Source organism: Butyricimonas muris (genome assembly GCF_046365375.1).
Lineage (GTDB): Bacteria > Bacteroidota > Bacteroidia > Bacteroidales > Marinifilaceae > Butyricimonas > Butyricimonas muris.
Window position 1 is genome coordinate 336,126 of record NZ_JBKEIT010000003.1, and the last position, 26,009, is coordinate 362,134.

27 protein-coding genes are annotated in these 26,009 nt (G+C 45.1%); 18 read left to right on the top strand and 9 right to left on the bottom strand.

Features of this window, described 5'->3' with window-relative positions:
* Position 1: 1 nt before the first annotated feature.
* On the bottom strand, positions 2–3,409 hold the full coding sequence (locus ACK8P8_RS06845; RefSeq protein WP_410025655.1) for a SusC/RagA family TonB-linked outer membrane protein: 3,408 nt from the start codon (positions 3,407–3,409) through the stop codon (positions 2–4).
* A gap of 236 nt (positions 3,410–3,645) precedes the next feature.
* The gene (locus ACK8P8_RS06850) at positions 3,646–4,872 is read right to left on the bottom strand and encodes a FecR family protein (RefSeq protein WP_099292223.1); all 1,227 of its coding nucleotides are present in this window, start codon (positions 4,870–4,872) and stop codon (positions 3,646–3,648) included.
* Positions 4,873–5,361: 489 nt separating this feature from the next.
* On the opposite strand from ACK8P8_RS06850, the gene ACK8P8_RS06855 reads away from it, so the two are divergent.
* Positions 5,362–5,727, top strand: coding sequence for a hypothetical protein (locus tag ACK8P8_RS06855; RefSeq protein WP_099292225.1), 366 nt, complete (start codon positions 5,362–5,364; stop codon positions 5,725–5,727).
* Positions 5,728–5,801: 74 nt separating this feature from the next.
* On the opposite strand, the gene ACK8P8_RS06860 is transcribed toward ACK8P8_RS06855, so the two are convergent.
* Positions 5,802–7,256 (bottom strand): amino acid permease, encoded by a 1,455-nt coding sequence (locus ACK8P8_RS06860; RefSeq protein ID WP_186975240.1) that lies wholly within the window; start codon positions 7,254–7,256, stop codon positions 5,802–5,804.
* A 105-nt stretch (positions 7,257–7,361) separates the two neighbouring features.
* On the bottom strand, positions 7,362–7,946 hold the full coding sequence (locus ACK8P8_RS06865) for an RNA polymerase sigma-70 factor (RefSeq protein ID WP_186975241.1): 585 nt from the start codon (positions 7,944–7,946) through the stop codon (positions 7,362–7,364).
* A gap of 64 nt (positions 7,947–8,010) precedes the next feature.
* Here ACK8P8_RS06865 and ACK8P8_RS06870 point away from each other — a divergent pair, with 64 nt between their 5' ends.
* Entirely contained in the window at positions 8,011–9,681 is a 1,671-nt protein-coding gene (locus ACK8P8_RS06870) for a putative transporter (protein ID WP_227214588.1), read from the top strand.
* Positions 9,682–9,705: 24 nt separating this feature from the next.
* Here the strand turns inward: ACK8P8_RS06870 and ACK8P8_RS06875 are convergent, their stop codons facing one another.
* Complete coding sequence (locus tag ACK8P8_RS06875) at positions 9,706–10,254, bottom strand: hypothetical protein (protein WP_186975243.1); 549 nt, start codon at positions 10,252–10,254, stop codon at positions 9,706–9,708.
* Between the two features lie 325 nt (positions 10,255–10,579).
* On the opposite strand from ACK8P8_RS06875, the gene ACK8P8_RS06880 reads away from it, so the two are divergent.
* The 8 genes from ACK8P8_RS06880 to nth all read left to right on the top strand — a co-directional run bounded on the left by ACK8P8_RS06880 (position 10,580) and on the right by nth (position 17,167).
* Complete coding sequence (locus ACK8P8_RS06880; RefSeq protein ID WP_186975244.1) at positions 10,580–10,795, top strand: heavy-metal-associated domain-containing protein; 216 nt, start codon at positions 10,580–10,582, stop codon at positions 10,793–10,795.
* 5 nt (positions 10,796–10,800) lie between these two features.
* Positions 10,801–11,571 (top strand): YaaA family protein, encoded by a 771-nt coding sequence (locus ACK8P8_RS06885; RefSeq protein WP_303179780.1) that lies wholly within the window; start codon positions 10,801–10,803, stop codon positions 11,569–11,571.
* Positions 11,572–11,641: 70 nt separating this feature from the next.
* Positions 11,642–12,394 (top strand): CDGSH iron-sulfur domain-containing protein, encoded by a 753-nt coding sequence (locus ACK8P8_RS06890; protein WP_186975246.1) that lies wholly within the window; start codon positions 11,642–11,644, stop codon positions 12,392–12,394.
* A 148-nt stretch (positions 12,395–12,542) separates the two neighbouring features.
* Positions 12,543–13,304 (top strand): DUF1295 domain-containing protein, encoded by a 762-nt coding sequence (locus ACK8P8_RS06895; protein WP_099292233.1) that lies wholly within the window; start codon positions 12,543–12,545, stop codon positions 13,302–13,304.
* A gap of 23 nt (positions 13,305–13,327) precedes the next feature.
* On the top strand, positions 13,328–14,620 hold the full coding sequence (locus ACK8P8_RS06900; protein ID WP_369860639.1) for an NADH:flavin oxidoreductase: 1,293 nt from the start codon (positions 13,328–13,330) through the stop codon (positions 14,618–14,620).
* A 54-nt stretch (positions 14,621–14,674) separates the two neighbouring features.
* On the top strand, positions 14,675–15,613 hold the full coding sequence (locus tag ACK8P8_RS06905) for an SDR family NAD(P)-dependent oxidoreductase (protein WP_369860638.1): 939 nt from the start codon (positions 14,675–14,677) through the stop codon (positions 15,611–15,613).
* Positions 15,579–16,442 carry an SDR family oxidoreductase gene (locus tag ACK8P8_RS06910; protein ID WP_186975248.1) on the top strand — a complete coding sequence of 288 codons (864 nt, stop codon included), beginning with the start codon at positions 15,579–15,581 and terminating at the stop codon, positions 16,440–16,442. Before ACK8P8_RS06905 ends, ACK8P8_RS06910 begins: the two co-directional genes overlap by 35 nt.
* An 89-nt stretch (positions 16,443–16,531) precedes the next feature.
* Positions 16,532–17,167, top strand: coding sequence for an endonuclease III (gene nth, locus ACK8P8_RS06915; RefSeq protein WP_099292236.1), 636 nt, complete (start codon positions 16,532–16,534; stop codon positions 17,165–17,167).
* A 14-nt stretch (positions 17,168–17,181) separates the two neighbouring features.
* On the opposite strand, the gene ACK8P8_RS06920 is transcribed toward nth, so the two are convergent.
* Complete coding sequence (locus tag ACK8P8_RS06920; protein WP_099294515.1) at positions 17,182–17,718, bottom strand: HD domain-containing protein; 537 nt, start codon at positions 17,716–17,718, stop codon at positions 17,182–17,184.
* Positions 17,719–17,855: 137 nt separating this feature from the next.
* On the opposite strand from ACK8P8_RS06920, the gene ACK8P8_RS06925 reads away from it, so the two are divergent.
* The 5 genes from ACK8P8_RS06925 (at position 17,856) to ACK8P8_RS06945 (ending at position 21,697) form a co-directional block, all read left to right on the top strand.
* Positions 17,856–18,713, top strand: coding sequence for a nitroreductase family protein (locus ACK8P8_RS06925; protein WP_369860637.1), 858 nt, complete (start codon positions 17,856–17,858; stop codon positions 18,711–18,713).
* 86 nt (positions 18,714–18,799) lie between these two features.
* Entirely contained in the window at positions 18,800–19,081 is a 282-nt protein-coding gene (locus tag ACK8P8_RS06930; protein WP_099292238.1) for a YtxH domain-containing protein, read from the top strand.
* A 6-nt stretch (positions 19,082–19,087) separates the two neighbouring features.
* Entirely contained in the window at positions 19,088–19,501 is a 414-nt protein-coding gene (locus ACK8P8_RS06935; protein ID WP_099292239.1) for a phage holin family protein, read from the top strand.
* Complete coding sequence (locus ACK8P8_RS06940) at positions 19,431–19,769, top strand: hypothetical protein (protein ID WP_141560951.1); 339 nt, start codon at positions 19,431–19,433, stop codon at positions 19,767–19,769. Before ACK8P8_RS06935 ends, ACK8P8_RS06940 begins: the two co-directional genes overlap by 71 nt.
* Before the next feature lie 563 nt (positions 19,770–20,332).
* Positions 20,333–21,697, top strand: coding sequence for an MATE family efflux transporter (locus ACK8P8_RS06945; RefSeq protein WP_186975251.1), 1,365 nt, complete (start codon positions 20,333–20,335; stop codon positions 21,695–21,697).
* Between the two features lie 99 nt (positions 21,698–21,796).
* Here the strand turns inward: ACK8P8_RS06945 and ACK8P8_RS06950 are convergent, their stop codons facing one another.
* Both ACK8P8_RS06950 and ACK8P8_RS06955 read right to left on the bottom strand, forming a co-directional pair.
* Complete coding sequence (locus ACK8P8_RS06950) at positions 21,797–22,105, bottom strand: hypothetical protein (RefSeq protein WP_099292242.1); 309 nt, start codon at positions 22,103–22,105, stop codon at positions 21,797–21,799.
* A gap of 130 nt (positions 22,106–22,235) precedes the next feature.
* On the bottom strand, positions 22,236–22,610 hold the full coding sequence (locus ACK8P8_RS06955) for a hypothetical protein (protein WP_186975252.1): 375 nt from the start codon (positions 22,608–22,610) through the stop codon (positions 22,236–22,238).
* A 199-nt stretch (positions 22,611–22,809) separates the two neighbouring features.
* Between ACK8P8_RS06955 and ACK8P8_RS06960 the strand changes: the two genes are divergently transcribed.
* Both ACK8P8_RS06960 and ACK8P8_RS06965 read left to right on the top strand, forming a co-directional pair.
* Entirely contained in the window at positions 22,810–23,331 is a 522-nt protein-coding gene (locus ACK8P8_RS06960; protein WP_369860635.1) for a GNAT family N-acetyltransferase, read from the top strand.
* A gap of 19 nt (positions 23,332–23,350) precedes the next feature.
* Complete coding sequence (locus tag ACK8P8_RS06965; protein WP_369860634.1) at positions 23,351–23,980, top strand: hypothetical protein; 630 nt, start codon at positions 23,351–23,353, stop codon at positions 23,978–23,980.
* Between the two features lie 34 nt (positions 23,981–24,014).
* Here the strand turns inward: ACK8P8_RS06965 and glyA are convergent, their stop codons facing one another.
* Complete coding sequence (gene glyA, locus ACK8P8_RS06970) at positions 24,015–25,295, bottom strand: serine hydroxymethyltransferase (protein ID WP_099292247.1); 1,281 nt, start codon at positions 25,293–25,295, stop codon at positions 24,015–24,017.
* A 160-nt stretch (positions 25,296–25,455) separates the two neighbouring features.
* Here glyA and ACK8P8_RS06975 point away from each other — a divergent pair, with 160 nt between their 5' ends.
* Positions 25,456–25,950 carry a hypothetical protein gene (locus tag ACK8P8_RS06975; RefSeq protein ID WP_099292248.1) on the top strand — a complete coding sequence of 165 codons (495 nt, stop codon included), beginning with the start codon at positions 25,456–25,458 and terminating at the stop codon, positions 25,948–25,950.
* The last annotated feature ends 59 nt before the right edge of the window (positions 25,951–26,009 follow it).

Genomic DNA, 26,009 nt, shown 5'->3' on the forward strand with positions numbered 1-26,009 from the left:
TTTAGAATTTTATCGTTAAACCTAAAGTAAACTTGCGAGCCAATGGATAGGGTAATGCTCCATTGTTTCCATCTATTCCGGAGCGAATATCCACCGTTTCCGGTTCTATACCGGAATAGTTTGTCCACGTGAACAAGTTTTCTCCACTGGCAAAGAAACGTAATTCTGAAAGCCCACAACGTTTGATCCAATTTTGGGGGAGCGAATAGCCTAAAGTTACGGTCTTTAGCTTTAACCAGTTTACTTTTTCTACGTCATCCTTAACGCTACCCCAGTTGTGGTCAGCATTTCCTTGCCACATGGGGAAATCTGATTTATCTCCGTTTTTTTCCCAGAAAGTTACTTTATTTAAATTCATTGCGATAGCGGGGTATTCACCGGGCATGCCCAAACATCTTTTAGATATATAATTTATCATATGTCGTCCTAATTGATAGGATATCAGCATATTCAAATCAAAATTTTTCCAACGTACTTCATTCACAATTCCTCCGCTTATCTCGGGTAAGGCACTGCCACAATATACTCGGTCTTCAAAACCGATTTGTCCGTCACCGTTCACATCAATGAACTTGTAATCCCCGGGTTTGAAATAAGTACTATTACCTTCATCTCCTCCTAGATAATGACTTACACCAACAGAATTATAGAACACGGGTATTTCATCTTGTGAATTTATATAGCCGTCTGTTTTAGGTAAATAAATTCCGTTTAAAGCTTTTCCTATAATTCGTTCGGCTCCGTCATCTTTTCCGTTCGTGGATTTTTTGAAGCGATTCCAGTTTTTGGCAGCGTTGATAGAAATTTTCCAATACAGCTCGGGACGTCGGAATATCTCGTAACGAACCATTAGTTCTATACCTTCGTTTGAAATTGTTTTTGCATTTTGCCATTGGGAATCATATCGTTGATAAGAGCCTGTGGGTAAATTGATTCTATCAAGTAATTTGTCTGTAAGCCGATAATAATAATCAACCGTAAATCCTAAGCGATAGTCAAAAAAATCCAAGTCAGTCCCAAAATCATATTGGTCGGTTTCTTCCCAACTCAATTTATCATTATATAGTCCTCCAAACCATTGGGGACGAATCATTCCGTTACCCATGTAAGGAATATCCGTGACAAAGATTCCTAATGCTAAATAGTTTTGTGCGAAATGCATACCAGAACGTCCCCAACTTGCACGTATTTTACCGAAAGAGAACCATGCTAAGTGTTCTTTTATCCAGTTTTCTTCAGAAAAATTCCATCCTGCTGCGATAGAGGGGAAAGTTCCCCAACGGTTGTTTTTTCCAAATGTGGAACTTCCGTCCCTGCGAATGCTAAATGAAAGTAGATATTTATCTCGAAAACCGTATTCCAAACGGGCAAAATAAGAGAGTAAACATTTTTCTTGCATGTCGGATTGATAATTTTTGAAAGCGATTGGACGAGATTCGCCACCTCCCCAATCTTCATACCCGATATCCGGCATTCCATCCGGGGCATAATATATTTTATCACTTGGTGAATTTTGGGCGTATCCTCCGTTGTATTCCTCTTGATCATACTGGTAAGAGAAACCGGCTACAAAGTCAACATGATGGTCTTCATGAATTACTTTTTTGTATGTCAATAAATTTTCATTTAGAACCATGAGATTTATCCCCGTTTCCCCGATGCTTTTAGAATAACCGGAATAGCTTAAATTTGCCGGTTGGAAATAGTTTCGACGGTCAATGACATAATCAGCAGCCAAGGAAGAAGAAATATTCAATCCCTCTATGATTTCGTAACCTAATTTCATGTTCGTTCTTAAGCGTACGGAACGATTGTTTTCTTTTGTACCTTTGTATGCGTTTAGGGCTTGCTCCCACACGATGGAACCTTCTCCTGGCAATAAGGATGATAATTGATAGGGTTCTCCCGGGACTGTTTCTATTGGGACTGCATTTTCCGAATAAGCTAAATTTTCAGAAGCATTTGAACTTGCCCGTTTTTTTCGTGTGATAGAAGCGTTAAAACGTAAATCTACAGTCAATTTTTTTACCGGATTCACATTTAAATTGGCATTTAGATCAATTCTCCGGTATCCTGTGCCCTTATAAATACCTGTTTCATCGTATAAACCTAATCCGATGGCGTAAGTTGTTCTCGTTGTACCTCCATACGTTTGAATGTTTGCATTTGTAATTTTACCTGTTTCAAAATACATTTTGAAAAAATTCGTGGAATTGTTGTAAAAAGGATTTAAACTATCTTGAAACATCGTGCCATTTCCTGTTCCCCAATATTCCGTGTTTGGAATCCAATTTTTGTCTAATGTGGCTCCTTGTGTATTGTGTTCGTATTGTTCCTTTAAAGAAGTCGGGTATTTCCAGCGATTGGTTTCTTTATCTAAATATGCACGATAATACTTTCTATTGGCAGCCAAACGAAAGGCTCGTTCTGCTCGTCCTGACGTTAAATCGGGATAACGTGGCAGAATGCTCCATGATTGGGAAAAATTGACAGAAAATGTAGCATCTTGATCTTTCAATCCTTTTTTCGTGGTAACAATAATTACTCCGTTTGCTGCACGTGAACCATAAATTGCCGCAGAGGAAGCATCTTTTAATACTTGAATTGATTCGATCATATCCGGGTTTAAATCAGCCAATAAGTTTGCTCCCGTGATAGGTGAAGTAAAAGAGTTTAACGGCATCCCGTCCACCACCCATAAAGGATTGGAAAAACGACGTTTTTGTTCGACATCTAATGAGTTGTAACCTCGGATTGTGACTGCAATATCGCCTCCTCCCGGTGCTCCGGAGATATTGGTTATATCCATACCGGCTACCCGTCCTTGTAATAGGTTAGCAATACTTGATGTCGGAATTCCTTTTATTTCATCAGCCTTTATCGTTGACACTGCGCCTGTCATTTTTCTTTTCGTGGTATTTCCATAGGCAACAACGACAGTTTCGTCCAACATTTGTATGTCTTCCTCTAGGGTGATGCGGAGGGTATCTGTTTTTTCCGTGAAGTTGATGACTTGTGTTTTGAAACCCACGAAAGAAAATTCTAAAGAGCCTTTGGTTGTTGGAAGTTGTAAAGAAAACCAACCTTTATTGTTTGTTGCTGTTCCAATGCTCGTGTTAGCTAGTTTTATAGTTACTCCCGGCATCGGTTCTTTTTTCTTGTCATAAACCCAACCTTTTAACGTGATAGATTTTTTTTCGTCCTGTGTATTGGCTTTGAGTTTGATAACAATAGCGTTATTTAGAACGACGTATTCCAAGTTCGTGTTCTCCAAGCATTTTTGTAGAATCTTTTCTATGTCTACATCGGTTTCATTAAGCGTGATGCCTTTCACGGGTGCAATGTCCGTATCATTGTACATGAAGGTGAAGTGGCTTTGTTGCTTTAACTCCCAGATTACCTCTTCCAAGGTGGCATTTTTCTTCTTGATCGTGACGGTTTGCGCGTTCGCCCCGGCAAAGGTTTGTATCACGAAACACGTGAGTAATAGTAATGTCAATTTCATACATCTAATCATTTTTCGCGTATTTCCCCCGGAGGGAAAAACGCTTTTCCATCTTTTTTTCATAACTTTGTTCAGTTAATTAATGACTAATTAATTCCTAGGATCGGGAAATGTTGGAGCAGGCCCCGATCCTTTTCTTATTATCGGGTTTGAACGGTAATCGTGTTTGCCTTCCGGACGGCAAGCACTTTCCCGCTCTCGTTGATAATTTCCAGTAAGTTGTCGATTTCTTCGTATTTATCCAGATTTGCCGAAATTTTTATCTCTTTCGCTTCCGGGTTGGTGTAGAAGATTGTCATCCCGTACCAACGAGCCACCTCGTTCATCACGTCTTCCAAACGTTGGTTGCGGAAGACAAACATCCCTTTCACCCATCCCGTGTATAAGTCCGTGTCCACTTTTTGGACGGAAGTTTCTCCGGTTATCCTATCCAGACGGAATTGCTCCGAGGGTTTCAACAACACTTTCGATTTGTCGGTGTAAGCCCAAACGGAACCTTCCACCAGCGTGGTATGCACGATGTCTTCGGTGGGATAAGATTTTACATTGAAACACGTTCCCGTCACTTGTACTTTCATGCCCTTCGTGTTTACTATGAAAGGCCATCCTTCGGCATGCACGACTTGGAAGAATCCTTCTCCTTCGAGAAACACCTCTCGCGGTTTCCCTTCCTCGAATTGTTCGGGAAAGCGTAATTTCGATTCGCAGTTCAACCATATTCGCGTCCCGTCGGTAAGTGTCACTCCATAGTCTGTTCCTGCCGGGATTTGTATCGTGTGGTAGGAAGGAAGTATTATCTGTGAATCCCGAACCTGTTGATGTTGTGAACCTGCCGGGCTATTGGTTTGATAGGCAAGTAAATTCGAGGTGTCGTTCACGATCTGTGTACCTTGAGGTGTTTCCAAGTGAATCTCCGTTTGAGTCAGATCGTAGACTTGTCCCGATGCGGTTGTCAATATGGCACCTTGTTTGCCCTTGTGTACTTCTTTTGCCACTTGAATCGTTTTCTGTTTTGTAAAATGCTGTTTTAGCATCAATCCTCCCGCCACGCTCAGCAACACGCCCGTGCATGCAACCACGGATAGCCACGCTCTCCTTCCAACCCGGTGTTGCCGTATCGTTCGACTCCTTTGTGAAGTCATATTCTTTTCTTGTACCTTTTGCCGGAACTTCTTCCACTCCTCGCTCACCACGATCTGCCGCCCGTACTCCTCGCGTAAAAACGCCTCTCGATTCAAGATTACCTCCTCGAACAATTCTTTGTTCTCTTTGATAAGTAGCCACTCTATAAACTTTTCGTCCAACAACTTCTCCGGCTCCCTCAAATGAGAAAGAATAAATTCTATTCTATCGTATTTTTCGTCCATTTTTAGCTTTTTTCTTCTTGTTTTCTTATATCACAGATTCATCTCGAAAATGGGTGAGAAAAAAATGAACTTTTTTTAATTTTTTTTCGTCGAACTTATCCCCGGGAATTTGAAACATGACCTAATACTTTTATTTACACCAATCTAACGCAATAAAAAAAGAGGGCGTATTTCCCGTTTGCTTTCCCGTTCGCCCTCTTAACAAATTCGAATTGTCGCACAAATGTAATAAATTATTTCAATATTAGAATAAAATGCGTGATTTTGAAATGTTTTTTTGGTGGGAATATGATTTTGAATTGAAATTTCGGGATGTGAATTTTTCTGATAGTTGTAGACTCGTTAATGGATTAGGAAGATTTGGCTATTTCCTTTATTATTCGATTAAAATCATTTTTCGTGGAAAAATGTGGTGTTTATATTTTTTTGTATATATTTGTAAAACAGTGATGATGTATTAAGGTATGTTTATTTTATTTCAAAAGTAGCATGAATAGAGAGGATTATTTATCTCAGATGAAGGCACTTGAGGATATTATTATTGATGCTCGTTCGCAACAAGATACTTTGAGGCAGCAGTATATAGATGCCAATAAGAAGTTTGATGTAAATGAGAGGATCAGGATAATTACTCCCGGTTTTAGAAGAGTTACTCCGGATGAACAAGGAAGAACGCGTATTCCCGAAGATGTGAGGTATGCTTATGTGGAAGGATACACGATAGACAGTCAGGGGAAAATAACGTATTTACTGGCGAAGGAGACAACGACTCATCGGAAAGCGGTAGCAAAGACTTCTTACACGGAGTTTGATATTCTTGAAAAGATAGATCCGGAAGCACTTCCGGTTTTGTAAAAGAGGGGAATATCCCGGTGCATAAAAAAAAGAGCGATAAGTGAAAAACTTACCGCTCTCGGTATGTTATGCGGTTAATGTCCGCTTCGTTGGCGTTTCTTTTCCATCGCGATACTGATTATGAATGGGATGGAGAAGAATACCACGGTTCCTATGACGACAAGTCCGGTATACATTGCCGGGCTGCCGACAGGTAGTTGGGATGGTGGGAAGAAGGTGACAGCGAAGGAGAATAGTACTGCAAGAAAGCCTATGCCCGCTATAAGCCACATTCCCAGATTTCCTCCCGGTACCCGGTAACTACGGGGAAGGTCGGGTTGCGTGTACCTCAGCTTAATGCCGGAGGCGTACATCATCATGTACATAAGTAAGTACAATCCGATCGTGAGGGCGCTCAACAGGAAGAATGCAACGCTGACGTCGTCCATGATCATGTAAAGTGAAGATAGAACGGAAACGATACATCCTTGTATGATAAGGATGTTAATTTGTATCCCGTTTTTATTGGTTTTCTTCAGTAAATCGGGAAGTTGTCCGTCTTTTGCTGTCCAGAGTAGACCGCGGCTGGGGCCGGATATCCATGACATAACTCCGGCGAGAGCCCCGAAAGCGACAAGGAGTCCCATCACGTTGGATAGCCAGCCGACATGGTAATGGTCGAACAATTGTTGGAAGGTGGTAAATAATCCCGATTGAAGGTTTATCTGGTCATAAGGGGTGACGATTGCCACTGCCAAAGCTCCTAGGGTAAACAACGCGAAAGAGATCAACGCCGCGAGGAACATGGCGGCCGGGAATTGTTTTTGAGGGTTTTGTAATTCTTGGGCGTGTACGGCGTGTACTTCAACTCCGGCAAAAAGAAGTAATATTCCTGCAAGGAAAGCGATATCGCTCATTCCTGTGATGTGAGGGAACAGACGGGGATGCACGTGATGTGCGGCGTCTATATTTACAACTTCCGAAACGGTGGCCGGCACGTGTTCCAGAGCTATCGGGTTTTTATCAACCACCCAGATGATAGCCATAACGATGACGACGATTCCGGGTAATACCGTTCCGATCAAGAAGCCTTGGCTGGTGAGCTTGGATACGGTGGAAGTCCCCTTGAGGGTTACCCACGTGGCAAACCAGTACATGATGATAGAGAATAATCCGACAAACATTCCGTTCTGTGCCAGATCGGGTTTGCCTATCATGTACGCGATGGATGCGGCGGCAAAACCGAGGACGGTAGGATACCAAACCACGTTCTGTATCCATTGCAGGAAGATAGCGGCAAATCCCATCCGTTGGTTGAAAGCTTCTTTTACCCACGTGTAGACGCCTCCTCCTTTGGAGGCGAAAGCACTACCTAATTCCGCTCCAACAAGGGCGGCGGGAATAAGAAACAGGAAGGTGGCAAAGAATATATAGAAGAACATGGTAAGTTCTTCTTGTGCCATCATTGGTAAACCTCGCAGGCTGATTACCGCAGCGGCGGTCATTAGCGCGAGTTGAGTTGTAGTGATGTTCTTAGTTGGTTTAGTCATAACGAAAAATTTAAAATGAGATATGTTTTCCTCCGTTTTTATTTAATATTTTTCGTTGTAACGTGGAGAGAAGAAGATTTGTTATGTAAATTTCTAATAATTTGATTATCGTTGATAGCCCTCCGGTGTGCTATCGTTGCGCAAAGAGTCTTCGTGAACGAGAAGAAGTAATAGCAGAGAAGAGGGAAACTCATCACGTAATATATTTAATCCGGTGGTTACGTGTGTTTTAACGGTGTTGACCGAGATGTTAAGTTCTTCCGCTATTTCTTTATATTTTTTGCATTCTATAAAGCATAATTTCATCACCCGCGAGCAACGTTCCGGAAGTTGGTCTATTCGTTTTATGATACGGTTGATGAGTTCATCCCGATCGGAAGGCTCGGATAGGGTGTATACCGGTTCCTCGACAAGTGCCTGTTGTGCGTGAGCGTCCTCTACTTTCCGGTGTGCCAAGTAATTGATTGCCCTGTTGCGGGTAAGGCTGAACAGGTAAGGCAGGATAGGACGGGAAAAGTCTATTTCTTCCCGGTGACTCCACAAGCTGAGAAATACGTCATGAACGATATCTTTCGAGGCGTCCGGATCGTTCACGAAAGTAGTAGCGTGGGTACATAACGTTGCAAAGTGCTGTTTGAAGATATCTTCAAACCCGGTACACATCGATTCTTTGTTTTTCACGCGTTCCATAATCCAACTTTGATTGTTGCAAAGGTAGGAAAATTTATTAATTTTGGCATTCAAATTTCAATATATGGAATGGTTGAATAGTTTATTTGTAGAACACTCTGTTATTCAGGCGGTAATCGTGATATCGCTGGTTTCGGCAGTGGGATTGGCTTTAGGGAAAATCAGTATCTGGGGAGTATCGTTAGGGGTGACGTTCGTGTTCTTTGCCGGTATTATGGCAGGCCATTTCGGTCTCACGATTGATCCGCAGATGTTGAATTACGCCGAGAGTTTCGGGTTGATTATTTTCGTGTACGCTCTCGGTTTGCAGGTGGGACCCGGTTTTTTCTCGTCATTGGGAAAGGGCGGTTTGAAGTTGAATATACTGGCAATGGTCGTGGTGGCTCTCGGGGTAATGCTGACTTTGGGTTTTCATTGGACGACGGGGGTATCTTTGCCGGACATGGTAGGTATTCTCAGCGGTGCGGTGACAAATACCCCGGCGTTGGGAGCGGCACAACAGACGTTGAAGCAGATGGGAGATCCGACGATGGCTCCTTCCGATATAGCGTTGGGATGTGCGGTGGCTTATCCGTTGGGGGTAGTCGGGGTGATTCTTGCCGTGATTTTCGTGCGTAAACTTTTTGCCTCGAATATCTTTTTCAAGAAATCGAATGATGATAAGCATAAGAAGACGATTGTTGTGGGGTTGAACGTGAGCAATCCCGGCGTGGAGGGCAAGACAATTAAAGATATAGCGCGAATGGCGTCGAAGAGATTCGTGATTTCCCGTTTGTGGCGTGACGGGAAGGTAGTCATTCCGGCTTCCGACACGGTAGTGCAGCTTGGCGATCGTTTGCTGGTTATTATCACGGAGAGTGATGTTGACGCTTTGTCGGGAATGATTGGTGAGCGGGACACGACGGATTGGAATCAGGAGGATATCGACTGGAATGCCGTGGATAACCAACTCGTGTCGCATCGTATCGTGATTACACGTCCCGATATTAACGGGAAGCGGTTGGGGACATTGCGCCTACGGAACGAGTTCGGGATTAACGTGACTCGTATTTACCGAGCGGGAATCGTGCTTTTGCCGACACCTGATCTTGTCTTGCAGTTGGGCGACCGTTTGAATGTGGTTGGTGAGGAGGCTGCTATTGCCCGGGTGGGGGAAGCTGTGGGTGATGCCGTGAAAGACCTTGACGAACCTAATCTTGTGGCGGTGTTTATCGGTATGGTATTCGGTTTGTTGCTCGGTTCAATACCTTTGGCTATTCCCGGTATCAGTTTTCCGGTGAAGTTGGGATTGGCGGGAGGTCCGATTATAATGGGTATTCTGGTCGGTGCTTTCGGTCCTCGGATACATATGATTACTTACACGACGATTAGTGCGAACTTGATGTTGCGGGCTTTGGGACTTTCGATGTATCTCGCTTGTCTTGGGCTGGATGCCGGTACGCATTTCTTCGAAACGGTTTTTCGTCCGGAAGGAGCGTTGTGGGTGGCTCTCGGTTTTGCTATCACGGTGGTTCCTGTCGTGCTTGTGGCGGCTGTGGCAATCAAGTGGATGAAGATTGATTTCGGTTCGGTGGCGGGAATGTTGTGCGGGAGTATGTCTAATCCGATGGCGTTGAATTATGTCAACACGACCGTGGATAATGATTCTCCTTCCGTGGCATACGCGACAGTTTACCCGTTGACGATGTTCGTACGGGTAATTCTGGCGCAGGTGATTTTGATGTTGTTTCTTTGAGTGTAGGCTTGTGAACTTTTATTTTCAGAGGCAGAAGTCGCTTTTTTCCCATTCAATGGAGCATCCTGTGATTGGGACGGCGCCTTTGTCAGTGATATCGAGCAGTTCATCTTCCATTTCATAGTAAGCGAAGCCGGCTCCTATGACTAGCTTTTTGTAGATTTCGTTTATGTCGATAGCTTTCGGCACGAGTTTTCCTTGCCTTATGGATACAGGGGTGAGTTTTTGTCCTTTTACCCCGATTTTTATTCTTCCGCCGATAAACAGGATATGCCAACCGTCCACCACGGGCAGGTCTTGCGTGGGATATAGCACGTGTTCTCCTTTTGTGCTGGTAAAGGTGATTTTTGCCGGACGTATTTCACGATTTTTCCCGAATATTTTACTGGCGAGAGTACCCTGTCTGGTCATTTCGTCTATGGTATATTTGAATTCATCAATGAGGTCGGGCATGAGCATGTAAAGTTCTTTCTGCGGGTCTTCGTCCCATTCATCGAGTTTCATTTCCAATATTAGAGCAAGAGCCATGAGAGCCTCTGGTGCCACGTGGAGGGTAATATCTTTTCTTTTCATAGCTGTATGTTTTATATTTTCCTTCTTGATCATTTGTATTTATAGCCGGGAAGTAAGTTACGCGAATATTTTATAAAAAACAACGAATTGTTTCATTTTTCTCCTTGCGGACGGTAGGTAGACACGGGAACAGGCAAAGATTTTATGGAGATCCTATAATAATGTCAAAAAAAAGTTTACCCTTGGTATGGAATTTGGTGATCTAATACTTTATATGCCTGTCATTTGAAACATAGAAGCACTTGTATTCGTAAACATATAAATGATAATTTGCAATGTCAGGTAATGATAGTCATATCTTGTAAACTTTATAAACAGATTAGACATGGAAAAGAAATTTCGATTCAAGACAAACCTAAAATGTAATGGTTGCGTATCAAAAGTTACCCCGTACTTGAATAGCACGAGGGACGTTACGGATTGGACTGTTGATTTGAAACATCCCGATAAAGTACTGACAGTGACGTTGCAAACGGGCGATACCCGTTCCGTGCGCAAGGCATTCGAGGGTGCGGGGTATAAAATTGAAGAAATACATTAGAAGTTATGTTGATTATTTTATCACCGGCAAAGGCCATGGATATGTCCGCGGTAGAGAAAGATGTTCCGGGTTCTATACCCGAGTACGCGACCGAGGCGGAGTATCTCGCGGAACAGATGCGTCGTTTTTCGGCATCCGATTTAGAGAAAATGTTGAAGATCAGTGATAAGTTGGCTCAGGAGAATTACGAACGTTATCAAAAGTTCGGTAGTTTGTCGAATCCTCGCAAACAGGCGTTGCTGGCATATAACGGGAGTGTGTTCAAAGCTATTGATCCTGCTTCATTTGCGGTAGACGATCTGAGATATGCCCAGAATCATCTCCGTATTATTTCAACGCTCTACGGGTTGGTACGACCGCTTGATCTGATACAGGCGTACCGTATCGCTTTCGCGGTAAAATTGAACGGGACAAACGGGGGTGATCTTTACGATTATTGGACGCCCAAGTTGACAATCCCGTTGCTGGATGCCGTACGTTCTGCCGGTGGTATTATGGTAAACCTCGCCAGTCTTGATATACAAGGGGCGTTACAAATGGACGTGATCCGGGAAAAGGTGAAGGTGATCACACCGGAGTTTCAAGAGTGGCGTGACGGGAAATACGAGACAATTCGTACTTATGCCAAGGTAGCACGAGGTATTATGACCCGTCACATTCTGCTCAACCGTATCGAGGCCCCCGAGGAGTTGAAGTCTTTTCGTTGGGACGGTTTCACGTTTAACCCGGAACTATCGAATGAAGAACATTATTTTTTCACGCGGGTGAAGAAATAATGTGGTGATTTCTTGAAACAAAACCTTATTTTTTTACGATATATCTATCATGTTATAAATCTTATAAGTCATGAAAGAGCGTAAAATAGAACCGGGGACACCCCTGAACGATCATAAGTATTCTATCGTGGTGGATCGCAAAGGACCTTATATGGTCTACGGGCGTCCACCCATGAAACAACAGTTTATCGTGCAAAATGAGGAAGGTACTTCGTGGTCGTATCGCGACGGTATCGAGTTCGATTTGGAAGATGACCCCGTGGCGCTTTGTCGTTGCGGTGCATCAAAGAATCACCCCTTTTGTGACGGTAGCCATTTGACCACCAATTGGGATCCCTCGCTGACTGCCGATAATATACCTTTACTCGATAACGCCGACGTGTTCGACGGTCCGGAATTGGAATTGACGGATAACGAGAAATATTGTGCTTTTGCCCGTTTTTGTGATGCTTACGGTAAGGTGTGGAATCTTGTCGAGGAATCCGACGATAAGGAAGCACGTGAACTTACCGTGCGCGAGGCGAATTATTGTCCTGCCGGAAGACTGAAGGCGTGGGACAAGGAGAAAGGTGAGTTTATCGAGAACAGGCTGACTCCCTCGCTCGTGTTACTTGAAGATCCTCAGGAACGTTGCAGTGGTCCGCTGTTCGTGAGAGGGGGGATTCCTATTGACGACACGGAGGGGGTAAAATACGAACTTCGCAATCGGGTTACTCTTTGTCGTTGCGGTGCCTCGTCCAACAAGCCATTCTGCGACGGTACGCATGCCAGTATCCGTTTCCGTGACGGATTGCCGGGACCGCACGGGGAAGCTAAACGATAAATAGGTTCATAAAGTTCATAAGGTTTGTAAAGTTCATAAAGTAACGGGTGCTTCTCGGACTGTGTCTATTACTTTATAAACCTTATGAACTTTATAAACTTTATAAACTTTTTATTAGTTTTGCCGGAAACTAATAAAAGGTTATTGTATGGATACATTTCATATATTTTTATTCGTGATGACCGGAATTGCGGTTATCGTTTTCGTGGCACTTTATTTCGTGAAGGCGGGATATGGTATGTTTTTTGACGCGAAGTGGGGACGTCCGCTGAATAATCGGTTGGGGTGGGTGCTCATGGAGAGTCCCGTTTTCGTGGCGATGTTGCTTTACTGGTATTTTTCCGATCGTCGTTTTGATATTGTTCCGTTTTTATTCTTTCTTTTTTTCGAGATACATTATTTCCAGCGTTCGTTCATTTTCCCGTTTCTGCTGAAGGGTAAGGGACGTATGCCGTTGGGTATCGTGCTTATGGGAATCACGTTCAACGTGCTTAATGCATGTATGCAAGGGGGATGGATATTTTATTTCTCTCCCGCGGATATGTACACGACGGCGTGGCTGACCACCCCGCAATTTATCATCGGTACGGTCGTATTTTTCGGGGGGATGTTTATCAATCTTCATTCCGATTATATTATCCGGCATTTGCGTCGTCCCGGTGACACGGCTCATTATCTGCCTCGAGGCGGTATGTTCCGTTACGTGACTTCCGCGAATTATTTCGGTGAAATCGTGGAGTGGACAGGTTTTGCCATACTCACGTGGTCTCTTTCCGGCACGGTATTTGTCGTTTGGACATTCGCGAACCTTGTGCCGCGAGCGAACACTATTTATCATCGTTATCTTGACGAATTCGGTGATGAGGTGCGCGCGATGCGTTTGAAGCGGGTGATACCGTTTATATATTAGTTCTCAAAGATAAAAAGGTTAACATGAAAGAAGACACCACTAACAGCAACAACTTGCAACTCGCTAACGGCGGATGTAACCCGCAACCTGCGACTGCCGAAGGCAGCAAACTGTTCACGCCTTATAATATCGGTCCTTTGACATTGCGCAACCGGACGATTCGGGCGGCTGCTTTCGAGGGAATGTGCCCGGGGAATGCCCCGTCGGATATGTTGCATGATTATCACGTGGCGGTAGCCCGCGGGGGAATCGGTATGACCACCTTGGCATATGCGGCAGTGACGAGGAGCGGATTGTCGTTTCCTCACCAGCTATGGTTGCGGCGGGAAATCATTCCCGGTTTGCGGCGTATAACCGATGATATCCACGCCGAGGGAGCTGCGGCATCTATTCAAGTGGGGCATTGCGGGAATATGTCCCATCGCTCGATATGTGGTTGTATGCCTCTCTCCGCGTCCAGCGGTTTCAATATTTATTCGCCCACGCTCGTGCGGGGAATGAAACGGGACGAGATCGTCGATATGGCACGGGAGTATGGTAACTCCGTGCGTCTTGCCCGAGAGGCGGGATTCGATGCCGTGGAGATTCATGCCGGGCATGGTTATTTGATTAGTCAGTTTCTTTCGCCTTATACCAATCATCGTCGCGACGAGTATGGTGGTTCGCTCCAGAACAGGATGCGTTTTATGCGTATCGTGATGGACGAGGTGATGGAGGCGGCGGGCGATGATATGGCTATCCTCGTGAAAGTGAATACACGCGACGGTTTTCGCGGTGGCATGGAAGTACCGGAGTGTATCGAGGTCGCGAAAGCTTTGGAAAAATCAGGAGCACACGCTCTTATTCTTAGTGGCGGGTTTGTCAGTCGGGCTCCGATGTACGTGATGCGCGGGGCTATGCCGATACGTTCTATGACACATTATATGCATCAGGCGTGGTTACGCTGGGGGGTACGTTTGGCAGGACGTTTTATGATTCCGACGGAACCTTTCAAAGAAGCTTATTTTTATGATGACGCGATAAAATTTCGTGAGGCGTTGCATTTGCCTCTCGTCTTTGTCGGTGGTCTGATAGCCCGTGACACGATAGATCGGGTGCTGGATTCGGGATTCGAGTTTGTTTCTATGGCAAGAGCCTTACTTAACGAACCGGATTTCGTGAACCGTATGGCACGAGAAGAGAACGCCCGAAATACTTGTGAGCACGTCAATTATTGTATTGCCCGAATGTACTCGCGTGAGATGGCGTGCCATCATCACTTGAAGGATTTGCCGAAATCGCTGGTAAAGGAAATGGAACGATTAAATGATTTATGATTGCCGATTGAGTGATTAAGTGATTAGAGATTTAGTGATTAAGTGATTATCGGAATGAAAAGTAACTTGCAACTCGCCGAAGGCGAATGTAACTTGCAACCTGCAACTTGCCGAAGGCAAACAAATGGCGAATGTGACTTGCAACCTGCAACGTGTAACTCGCCGAAGGCGAACCTCACGGCTGTTGTAACCGGAGCGAGTTCCGGTATCGGACGGGAATATGCCCGGCAGTTGTGCGAGAAGGGATACGAGGTGGTGATGGTGAGCAACGAGGATATCCCGCTACGGGAAGCGGCGGAAGAGTTCGCTGCGAAATACGGAACCCGGACTTATCCCGTGTGCATGAATCTGGCTGTACCCGATGCGGCGGTGCGGTTGCACGAATTTTGTCGAGAACGGGGATTCACGGTTGATATACTGGTGAATAACGCGGGTGTATTCTATTTCGAGCAGGTTGTGGATGTTCCCGTTGATCGGGTGGAGTTGATGCTGACGCTTCACGTGACTACACCGACAATGCTATGCCGTCTTTTCGGTGAAGATATGAAATCCCGCCGTCGCGGGTATATCTTGAATATGTCGTCCGCCTCGGCGTGGTTACCTTACCCGTCAATTTCGCTTTACGCGTCCACGAAAGTTTTTCTTAGAAATTTCTCCCGTGCGTTCCGGTTGGAAATGCTTGACCACGGGGTAAGTGTCACTGCGGTGTGTCCGGGTGCGGTAGCGACAGACTTGTACAATTTACCGCGACATTTGCAAAGACTCGCCTTGCGCCTTGGGGTGATGATGACTCCCCGTTCGTTGGCTCGCCGCGGGTTACGGGCTATGTTCCGTCGTCGGGCAAGAGTAATCCCGGGGATATTCAATTATTTCATGATCGGGACATTGAAACTCGTGCCATTAGGGGTGATCAGGTGGGCGATTCGAGAGGTAGATAGAAGGATAAAAGGAAAGAAAAATGAAACAAGGTTGGGTAATAGTCACGGGTGCTAACGGCGGCATGGGACGGGCAATCGCGATGGCGGTAGCCCGGGCGGGAATGCCCGTGGTGATGGCTTGTCGCGATATAGCGAAAGCGATACCGGTGCGCGAGGATATTGTACGGGAGAGTGGTAATTCAAACGTGGAATTATATCGTCTTGATCTCGCTTCGTTCGCGTCCATTCAAATGTTTTCCGAGGAAATGACAAGAAAGGATATTGCCGTGCTGGTGAATAACGCGGGAACGATGCCCGGCGAATTTTCTCTGACGGAAGACGGGCTGGAAATGACCGTCGGTGTGAATTACGCGGGGACGTGGTTGCTGACCAATTCGTTACTCCCGTTCATGGGACACGGCATCGAATCGCGTGTTATCAACACGACCTCGATCACCACTTGCATGGGACACGTGGGAGAGCGTTTCCTTGTTCCCGACCCGGAACGTTTCCGGCGTTTTCGGGCGTATCCGGATTCTAAACTTGCCGTGCTCATGTTCACGGCGGAACTTGCCCGGCGGTTACGCGGGCGCACGATTACTGCTAACGCGGTCGATCCCGGTGTAGTCGATACGGGCATGATCACGATGGGACGTTGGTATGACCCGTTGACCGATCTTCTGTTCCGTCCCTTTATCAAATCTCCTGCGCGGGGAGCATCCTCTGCCATTATGCTCGCTACTACCGACCGCTACGCCCACGTGACGGGTAGTCTTTTCCGTGGCGGTCATCCCGTCAAACTACCTGCCGAGGCTCGTGACCTTCCGGCTTGTCGGGCTTTGTGGGAAGAAACACTTCACTTCGTGCAGGGAAAGTTGCGTCGCCCGTGGGATGAATTTAGTTGATCGTGTGATTACAGAATCGACTTCGGGGCGTGTATTTTGAAAAATAACTTGTAACTTGCGGACTTGAAACTTGTAATTATATATAAGGTATGGAATTGAAAGAAAGATATGACCGCGTGTTGGCATGGTTCCGGGAAGAGATGCCCGTTGCCGACACGGAGTTGCGTTATAATGACCCTTTCCAGTTGCTGGTTGCGGTCATCCTGTCGGCACAGTGTACTGACAAGCGGGTAAATATGGTGACTCCGGCATTATTCGAGCGATTCCCGACAGCCGAGGCGATGGCGGGCGCCACGATAGAAGAGATTTTCGAGTTGATACGGTCGATATCGTACCCGAATAATAAGTCCAAACATTTGTCGGCAATGGCGAAGAAATTGATGAACGAGTTCAACGGGGAAGTGCCGTCTGATTTCGAGTTACTGCAAACCTTGCCCGGTGTGGGACGAAAGACCGCGAACGTTATGGAAGCGGTGGCTTTCGGGCGTCCGGCAATGCCCGTGGACACGCACGTGTTTCGTGTGGCCGATCGTATCGGGTTGGTGACAGGGGCACGTACTCCACTGGAAACAGAGAAACAACTCGTGGCCAATATCCCGGCGGAATGGTTGTCGAGAGCACACCATTGGTTGATTTTGCATGGACGGTACGTGTGTACGGCACGAAGCCCGAAATGCGGGGAATGCGGGATAAAGAACTGGTGTAGAAAGCAAAATGGAGAATAACACTCCATTTTAAATTACAAGAACAGTCTGCACCATTCGTCAAAGCGGGCGGCGGAATCCGCCCCGTGAAACAACATTTCGGCACGGATTTTACTGATTTTCTTTTCGCGGGTGAGGTTGCTTTTCGAGTAGAACTTGTCGGCGAAAGCGATGAGTTTCTCTTCCAGCGTGACGGGTTGCATGTCGCGAAGGGGAAGCGGGAGATGTTTTTCCTGTATCATTTCGATCGTGAGCCCTGTGCCCGTGTGACGTTCGCACACGAGGGCGTGGCGAGGCAGTCCTTCTTTCCTGAGTAAATCGGCACCGAGATAGCCGTGGCAAATGTAAGGATATTCGCCGAAACACCCGATGTCGGGAGCGTTGGTGAGAAATATCCCGATATCGTGCAACATGGCGGCTTCTTTGATAAAGGAGATATCGAGATCCATTTCCGCGTGGCGCATAGCGATGGCGAGTGCTTTGTCCCGCACGAGTTGGCTGTGTATCAATAGACTTTGTCCCGCGAGGGAGTCAAGCGTGTAGTATTTGCGTATAATATCTAACGGTTGTATCATTTGTTCGTTTTTTAAGCCCACAAATATAAGGTTTAGTTTATAAAGTAGCGATACCCGCAAGTATGCTTTGAAATCATTTACGAATAAAAGTTCTTTTAGGTTATGAAATAGTCATTGAACTTTTATAAATTTGTATGATTTTAAGCGGGGAGAAAGGTAGTGGGGTGTGGAATGTCGAATTTCTAAGTGAACAGGATATGATCAGAATAAATGTTACTTTATCGGTCGGTGCCGGGGTACGCGCCGAAGTTGCGGCTTTGTTGAGCGAAATGGCAGACCTCTCGCGAGGAGAGCGGGGATGTATCGGTTACGAGATACTGGAAAATTGTCGGCTGGAAGACACGATGATGATCATAGAAACGTGGGAGAACGAGGCGGTGCTGGCGACACATAAGGAAAGCGGACATTTTATGCGCATTATTCCCCGTGTACGGGAATTGGCGACGGAGATGAAAAGCCAGAAATTCACGACGATGGCTTCCGCGGACGAGGCGATTACAGGTCGCCGCACGGTGCGGGAATACACGGGGGAGAAGATTTGCACGGGAGTGATCGAGCGTGTGGTGCGTGCCGGAATGTACGCACCCTCGGTGAAAGATCGTCGCCCGTGGGAGTTCTTCGTGATGGAGGATGCGAAACATCTGCACGAGTTGGCGGAGATTTTGCCGGGGAGCGAGGCGTTGCGGACAGCCCCGATGGCTATACTCGTGTGTTGTAATACCCGGCTGGCAGGTCTGGAGGGTGGTAATTGGCCGCAGGAATTGGGAGCCTGCGTGCAGAATATGTTGCTGCAAGCCTATGCCGAAGGATTGGGAACGGCATGGATCGGGGTGTACCCGAAAATGCATTTCGTGCACGAGGTGAAAAAAGCATTGCACTTGTCGTCGGAATTCGTGCCGTTCGCCGTGGTCGCGATCGGGAAAACGGCGAGGGAAACGGATACTGTGACGGAACGGTATGACCCGTTGAAAGTGCATTTTATAAGTCGTTAAAATTAGTCTTGAAAAATAAAGAAAAAGGCAAACTTTTTGCAGTTCTATTCGTTGAAGTAAATATATAAATTAAAAATTAGACGAATATGAAAAACGAAACTTCAAATTTACTGCTGGGTCTGGGTATAGGCGCGGTAGTTGGAGTAGCTGTCGGGTATTTAATGGTTGCCGACAACCGCAAGAAATTAGCCGAAGAGTTTGATCACGCTGTTGCCAAAGTAAAGGACGAGGTGAAAGGCGTATACGCTAAAGCAAAATCAAAAGCCGAGGAAGCACGCGAACATGTTTCCGAGAATGTACATGATGTAGCGGAAAAAGTAGCGGGAAAGACTGAACACGAGGGGAGAGCGGCTGCTGAAACCAAGTAACGGCTTATGGAGAATTTCGCCGAAAAGACTTTCTCCGGGTTGAAAAATGACATTTCAACCTATGTGGAGACGAGACTTGAGCTAATGAAATTGAACACGTACGAGAGGGTAGCCAAGACTATGGCGGTCTTCTCGTACGGTATTGTTTTGGTATTGCTCGCCTTTTTCGCTATTCTTTTCCTGTTTCTCGCCCTTGGTTTTTTCCTCGGCGAGATATTGAACAGCGTGGCACTGGGGTTTTTGTTGGTAGTGGGGATGTACCTGTTGTTGTTCGGGCTGATTCTGTTGTTCCGGGAGAAGATTAGCGCGAGGGTGACAAACGAGATTATAACCGCGATGATGAGTAAAGATGAAAAAGAGGACGAAGAAACCACCGACCCCGCTGGAGATATTACGGGCGGAACAGAAACGGGTGCGTGAGAGTTGCCGTTTGCAGGAGGAAAAACTGAACGAGGATTTCCGTTTTATCCATCGCCATTCTGGGAAATTGTTGTTTTCCGGTATCTCGTCGTTGTTTTTTTCCGGCAGGAGGGACGATACCCCGAAGGAAGAAAAGGAGGTGCGCGATACCCCGATGCTGGGTGCCATGTTAAAAGATTTTTCGCCTGTTTTGATAGAGGCGGCTATACCCATTGTATTACGCTGGGGTGTGGGGCGGATCGGCAGACTATTCAAGGGAAAAAAATAAGGGTTTGTAAGGTTCATAGAGTTTATAAGGTTTAATAAAGTAATAGATATCCGCGGGATGCTTTATATGCGGCGTCTCCTTGGGAATCCTCTACTTTATAAACCTTTAGGACAAATGCGTCAAAATTGAATAGAGAGAAAAATTATCCCCTTTTTCTCTCTTGTTTAGTGTGAGATAAGTTAAATAGTAATTATATATGATATATATACTTTATAGTTTCTTTATAACAACTCCCATTCAACTCCCATTCAACTCCCATTCAACTCCTATTCATCTTCTATTATAAAGGTAGAATAATAGAAAATAAATTGAAATTGAATAAAGTTTGATAATACGAAAATACATGGTATAATTATTATTCATTATAGAAAAATAACTGAATACACCAGAATCTTATCTTGAAAAAGGAAGGAAAATAGTAAAAATTATTTTGATGCGGTTGCCCTAGATAAACCTTATAAACTTTATAAACTATTTGCTATCTTCGCGCTCTCTGTTCTTATCTGATGGTGATCGAGGGGGAGTGAACGAGGCTGTAATACTAAAGAAAGGAGGATCATTTTATGTCTGCTGCGGACGCATCGCATTTATTGGAAACAAAACCCGTCGGGAAGTTATTGCTTCAGTACTCGATACCCGCTATCATCGGGATGACGGTTACATCGTTGTATAATATTATTGATAGTGTTTTTATCGGTCATGGCGTGGGACCGCTTGCCATTTCGGGATTGGCGATTACTTTCCCGTTGATGAACCTGATTATTGCTTTTTGTACACTGATTGGTGTCGGGGGAGCCACGATCAGTTCCATATACATGGGACAGAGAGATATGGAAAAGACCTCGTCGGTGTTGGGGAACGTGTTTTTGCTGTGCGTTATTCTCGGATTCTGTTTCGGAGGGATTGCCACGTTATTACTGGAGCCCACGTTGCGGTTCTTCGGGGCAAGCGAGGCCACGATGCCTTACGCCAGAGATTTTATGGAGGTGATACTATTGGGAAATCCTATCGCTTTCACTTTTATCGGGTTGAACAACCTGATGCGCGCGACGGGATACCCGAAGAAAGCCATGTTGTCATCGCTGTTGACGGTTTTCGTGAATATTATATTAGCCCCGATATTTATTTTCCATTTCGGGTGGGGAATCCGGGGGGCAGCGTTCGCTACCGTGATCGCGCAGACGAGCGGGTTGGTGTGGATTCTGGCACATTTTATAAACAAGAATAGTTCGGTACATTTCAAGGCCGGAATATTCCGGTTAAAAGGCCGGATAATCAAAAGTATTCTTTCTATAGGGATGTCGCCTTTCTTGATGAACGTGTGCGCCAGTACGGTGGTGATTATCTTGAATAATAGTTTCATGCGCTACGGTGGAGATTTGGCAATCGGGGCTTATGGCATCGTGAACCGGGTGTTGACGTTGTTTATCATGATCGAGATCGGGCTCACGCAGGGAATGCAGCCGGTAGTCGGGTATAATTACGGGGCGTTATTGTTTGACCGGGTACGACGTGTGTTGCGTTATGCCATGATCACGGGAATCTCGATCACGACGTTCGGGTTTATCACGAGCCAATTATTCCCGGACTTTATCGTGGGTATGTTCACGGATAATCATGAGTTGACGGAGCTTGCAAAGTTCGGGTTACGGATAACTTGTTTGTTATTTCCACTGGTCGGGTGTCAGATTATTATTACCAATTTTTTCCAGTCTATCGGGAAAGCGAAAGTTTCTATATTCCTGTCGTTGTCGCGCCAGTTGATATTCTTGATACCGTTCCTGCTGATTTTACCCCGTTTCTGGGGTATCACGGGCGTGTGGGCCAGTTTGCCCATGGCGGATTTTATTTCTTTCGTGATGGCAGTCGTTACCTTATTTTATTTTAATAAAAAGGGACTCCTTTTCAAGATGAACAAACAGATATGAGGAAAAGTGTGGTAAATACTTTTTATACATGTGGAAATATTTCCCATGAAATAAGAAACGGGCTCAATTTCTTGAACCCGTTTTTTACTTAAAGAATGTCTAATCTTCCAGCGTGACTGCTCCCGAGAGAGCTACCGCTTCTTTATTACGGAAAATCATAATAGGTGAAACTGCTTCGTAAGCAGACATTATATACTCGAATAGTTGAGCTGTGGCTAATTTCCCGCGCTCAGCCAGTGAGAGTTTCAATTTCATACCCGTGTTCGCGTCCTCGCTTTTCTGTAACTCAGACAGACCGAGGAACTGTTTGGTTTCTAACAAATATTGCACCCGGTGCAATTCTTCCGGCTCGAAAAATAATTCGTAATTTTTCTCTTCCCGATTTCTACTGAATAAAGTTGTTTTCATTTTTGTGTGTATTGTGTGTGTATATATATAACGCTTTACGCGTTGCTCCGTTTTATAACTTGGGTAACACTTAGCAAATGTATCCTATGTATTCACGATACAAGATACGTGCCAAATATGTACTGGTTTTTCAAATGATTAGAAGGCAGAGCTCATGGAAATATCGCTTGGGTTGCGATATGAACACGTCACGTGTTCCCTTGTTGTCTGTCTTCGGGTTGAGAATTGGATATTCGTATTCGTCAGCGGTGATTCCGTCAAGCATGACTCGAACCCGACAAGGCAATTCCGATCTCCTCATGCTGACGAGCGTGTTCTGGAGTACCGGCATATCGTTGGGGTTCATGATATCAAAGGCTTCCGCTTTGGTGATAGAGTCATGTATTTCTGATATCTGACAAACGATGGCACCGCGTTGAGATTCAGTCATAACCAGTCCCATGGCAACATTCGTGAGTTGTGTTACCACCAAGATCAGAAGGCTATGTAATACGAATCTTATCATACTTAGTGTTTTGTTTCAAATATAGCGAATTGATTCAATAAATGCAACGTTTTCCGTGCTTTTTTTCTGCTATATACGTGAAAATAGGTATATTTACCACCTGAAAGTTCGTATTTTTCTTTATTGGGAAAGAAAATTAACATTTTAGTAATATTTCATTGACTTGGAGTAGGGGTTTTATTAAACAAATGATATGAATATGGAGATACGAGACGAGAGAGAACGTTTTTTATTGAGAGAATGGACGCTTGCCGATGTCGATTCTTTGGCTGAAAATATCAGTAATATTAATATATGGAATAACGTACGGGACGGTTTGCCTTATCCTTACACGAGGGAGGATGCCGGGACGTATATCCGTGTAACGATGGATAAACCGTACGTGCAGGATTTCGCTATCGTGGCGGATGGGAAAGCGGTGGGAGGAATCGGTTTCATTCCCCTGTGTGACGTCGAACGATATAGCGCGGAACTGGGGTATTGGTTGAGTGAAGATTATTGGAATAAAGGAATCATGAGCGAGGCAATACGCCGGGTGGTGGATTATGTATTCCGGGAAACGGATATCATTCGTTTGTTTGCCACCGTTTACGAGTATAATCCGGCGTCCATGAAAGTACTGGAAAAGGCCGGGTTCACGAAACAGGCAATACTGCGCAAAGCTGCCGTGAAGAACGGTAAAGTGATTGATATGCATTATTTTGATTTGGTGAAAGACTAAGGGATGAACTAATAATAGTATGAGGAATCGGATAGTTTTATTTGTTTTTGTCAGTATGATATTGGGGGCGTGCGCTACACCCCATTATATACACTTGTACGAGTCGCCGAAGTCATTGGACTTCAGCGAGGGGAAATGGTTGGTCACGAATTTGGACTCGAAGATACCGTACATGTACAGGGAGAGTTTGAATCGGGATTTATTGGCGTGTTTACAGAAATTAGGCGGAGATTCCGTGTATAGTATCGAGAATGTGAGATTCAAGTACATAAACCCGAGCAAGCTGACGTTCGAGTTGAATCCTCAAGTGCTGAAGATATTCAAGGAATCGACGGATTTCGATTACGTGGTGACGGCTACGGCACGAAAGGTTCGGGACGAGGTTCCTGATCTGGTGTATCCCGGGAACCCGGTCTATTACCAGAAAAGCGAATCGGAGGTAAGCATCGCCGTGTATGATGTCGCTGACGGGGCTAGAATCTATTATCAACAGGTAATTGCTTCCGTTACCTTGGATCAAGGGGATGAAGAGGTCGTGTTTGCCCGTTCCGCCGGAACGTTGTTGCGTAATGCCATGAAAAAGGCTTTAAAGGATCTGAAAAAGAATGCACGGGTTATCCGTAAAAAAAACAATCACGCGACTCGTTGAGAATCGCGTGACTGTTTTTATACGGGTACGATGATTACCAAGCAAACATAGGTCTGTCGTTCATCATCGCGTTTACTTCTTTCTTCACTTGAGCGATAACAGCGGCATCGTCGATGTTACTCAATACTCTGTCGATCATATCCACTACGATAGGCATATGCTCCTCTTTCAAACCACGGGTAGTGATAGCCGGGGTACCCACGCGTAAACCTGACGTGGAGAACGGGGTACGGGTATCGAACGGAACCATGTTCTTGTTGATCGTGATGTCTGCCAATACCAACGTATTTTCAGCTTTCTTACCGGTTAATTCCGGGAATTTGGTTCTCAAGTCAATCAACATAGAGTGATTGTCAGTTCCGCCGGAAACAACTTTATAACCTTTTTCCACGAATGCTTTCGCCATAGCCTTGGCGTTAGCCAGCATTTGTTTAGCGTATTCGGTATAGCTGTCAGATAATGCCTCCCCGAAAGCAACGGCTTTGGCAGCGATCACGTGTTCAAGCGGTCCGCCCTGTTGTCCCGGGAACACGGCAAAGTTGATCACTTGTGACATCATTTTGATTTCTCCCTTCGGAGTCTTCAATCCCCAAGGATTCGGGAAGTCTTTCGGGAGAAGAATCATACCACCGCGCGGTCCGCGAAGCGTTTTGTGAGTGGTAGTTGTCACGATATGGCAATATTCCATCGGGTTGTTCAATAAACCTTTGGCAATCAATCCGGCAGGGTGTGACATATCGCACATTAACAAAGCACCTACTTTGTCAGCGATTTCACGCATACGTTTGTAATCCCAGTCACGAGAATAAGCAGATGCCCCGGATACGATCATTTTGGGTTTGTGCTCGATAGCCAATTTTTCCATTTCGTCGTAATCTACCATTCCGGTTTCTTCTTTCACGTGGTAAGCTACCGGGTGGTAGTTGATACCGGAAAGATTAACGGGTGATCCGTGTGAAAGGTGTCCGCCATGAGCCAAGTCAAGTCCCAAGAAGGTATCGCCCGGTTTCATGCAAGCGAAGAACACGGCAGCATTAGCTTGTGCCCCGGAGTGCGGTTGCACGTTAGCGAATTCGGCACCGAATAATTTGCAGGCACGGTCGATAGCCAATTGTTCCGTTTGGTCAACGATTTGGCAACCGCCATAGTAACGAGCTCCGGGATATCCCTCTGCATACTTGTTCGTCAAGCAAGAACCCATGGCTTGCATAACTTGTTCACTCACGAAGTTCTCGGAAGCGATCAATTCCAGTCCTTCTTTCTGGCGATGGCATTCCTTGTCAATCAGGTCGAAAATTTGAGTATCTCTTTCCATTATTTAGATTTTTAATAATATAGACGTTTATAAAATCTTGCCCAAAATTATACTAATTCGTTCGTCTAAGCAAAGTATTTCCCGACTTTTTTTCGTCCTCCCGCTTTTTAATTTTCAAAATTTTATTTATGTTTGTTGTTGTATAAAAAAATGACTTGCTATGGAAAATCCTTTTGAAACAGAAAAACCGGTAAGACCGACCTTTCTGACAGTACTTTGTATTTTAACTTTTATCGGTAGTGGTTGGGGAACGGTATCCAACTTATTCAGTTTGGTTGCGTTTTCTCCCGAAGCGATAGTGGCGCAGATCCAACAGATAACAACAATGACAGGTACAGAAGGAGCTCCTTCGTGGATGTCTTCTTTCATGGGATCTTCCATTGAAATGTTGCAGACCACGATTAAACACGCGATTCCGATTTATTCATTATTGACCTTGTTCGCTTTAATGAGTTTGAGCGGGGCTATTTTGATGTTTAACTTGAAAAGAACCGGATTCTATTTGTATGCTTTCGCTCAGATAGCGCAATTGTTTGTATTGCCTATGTATTCCGGCTGGAATATGGTAGTTATGGCTTCAATGATCGTATCCGGCTTTTTCGCTTTATTATTTATAATCCTGTACGGGGTGAATTTGAGCAAAATGAGAAATTAGTGATTGTTTATAGTCACCTTCGGCGAATTGCAGGTTGCTTTTCTTGTGTTTAAGACTGT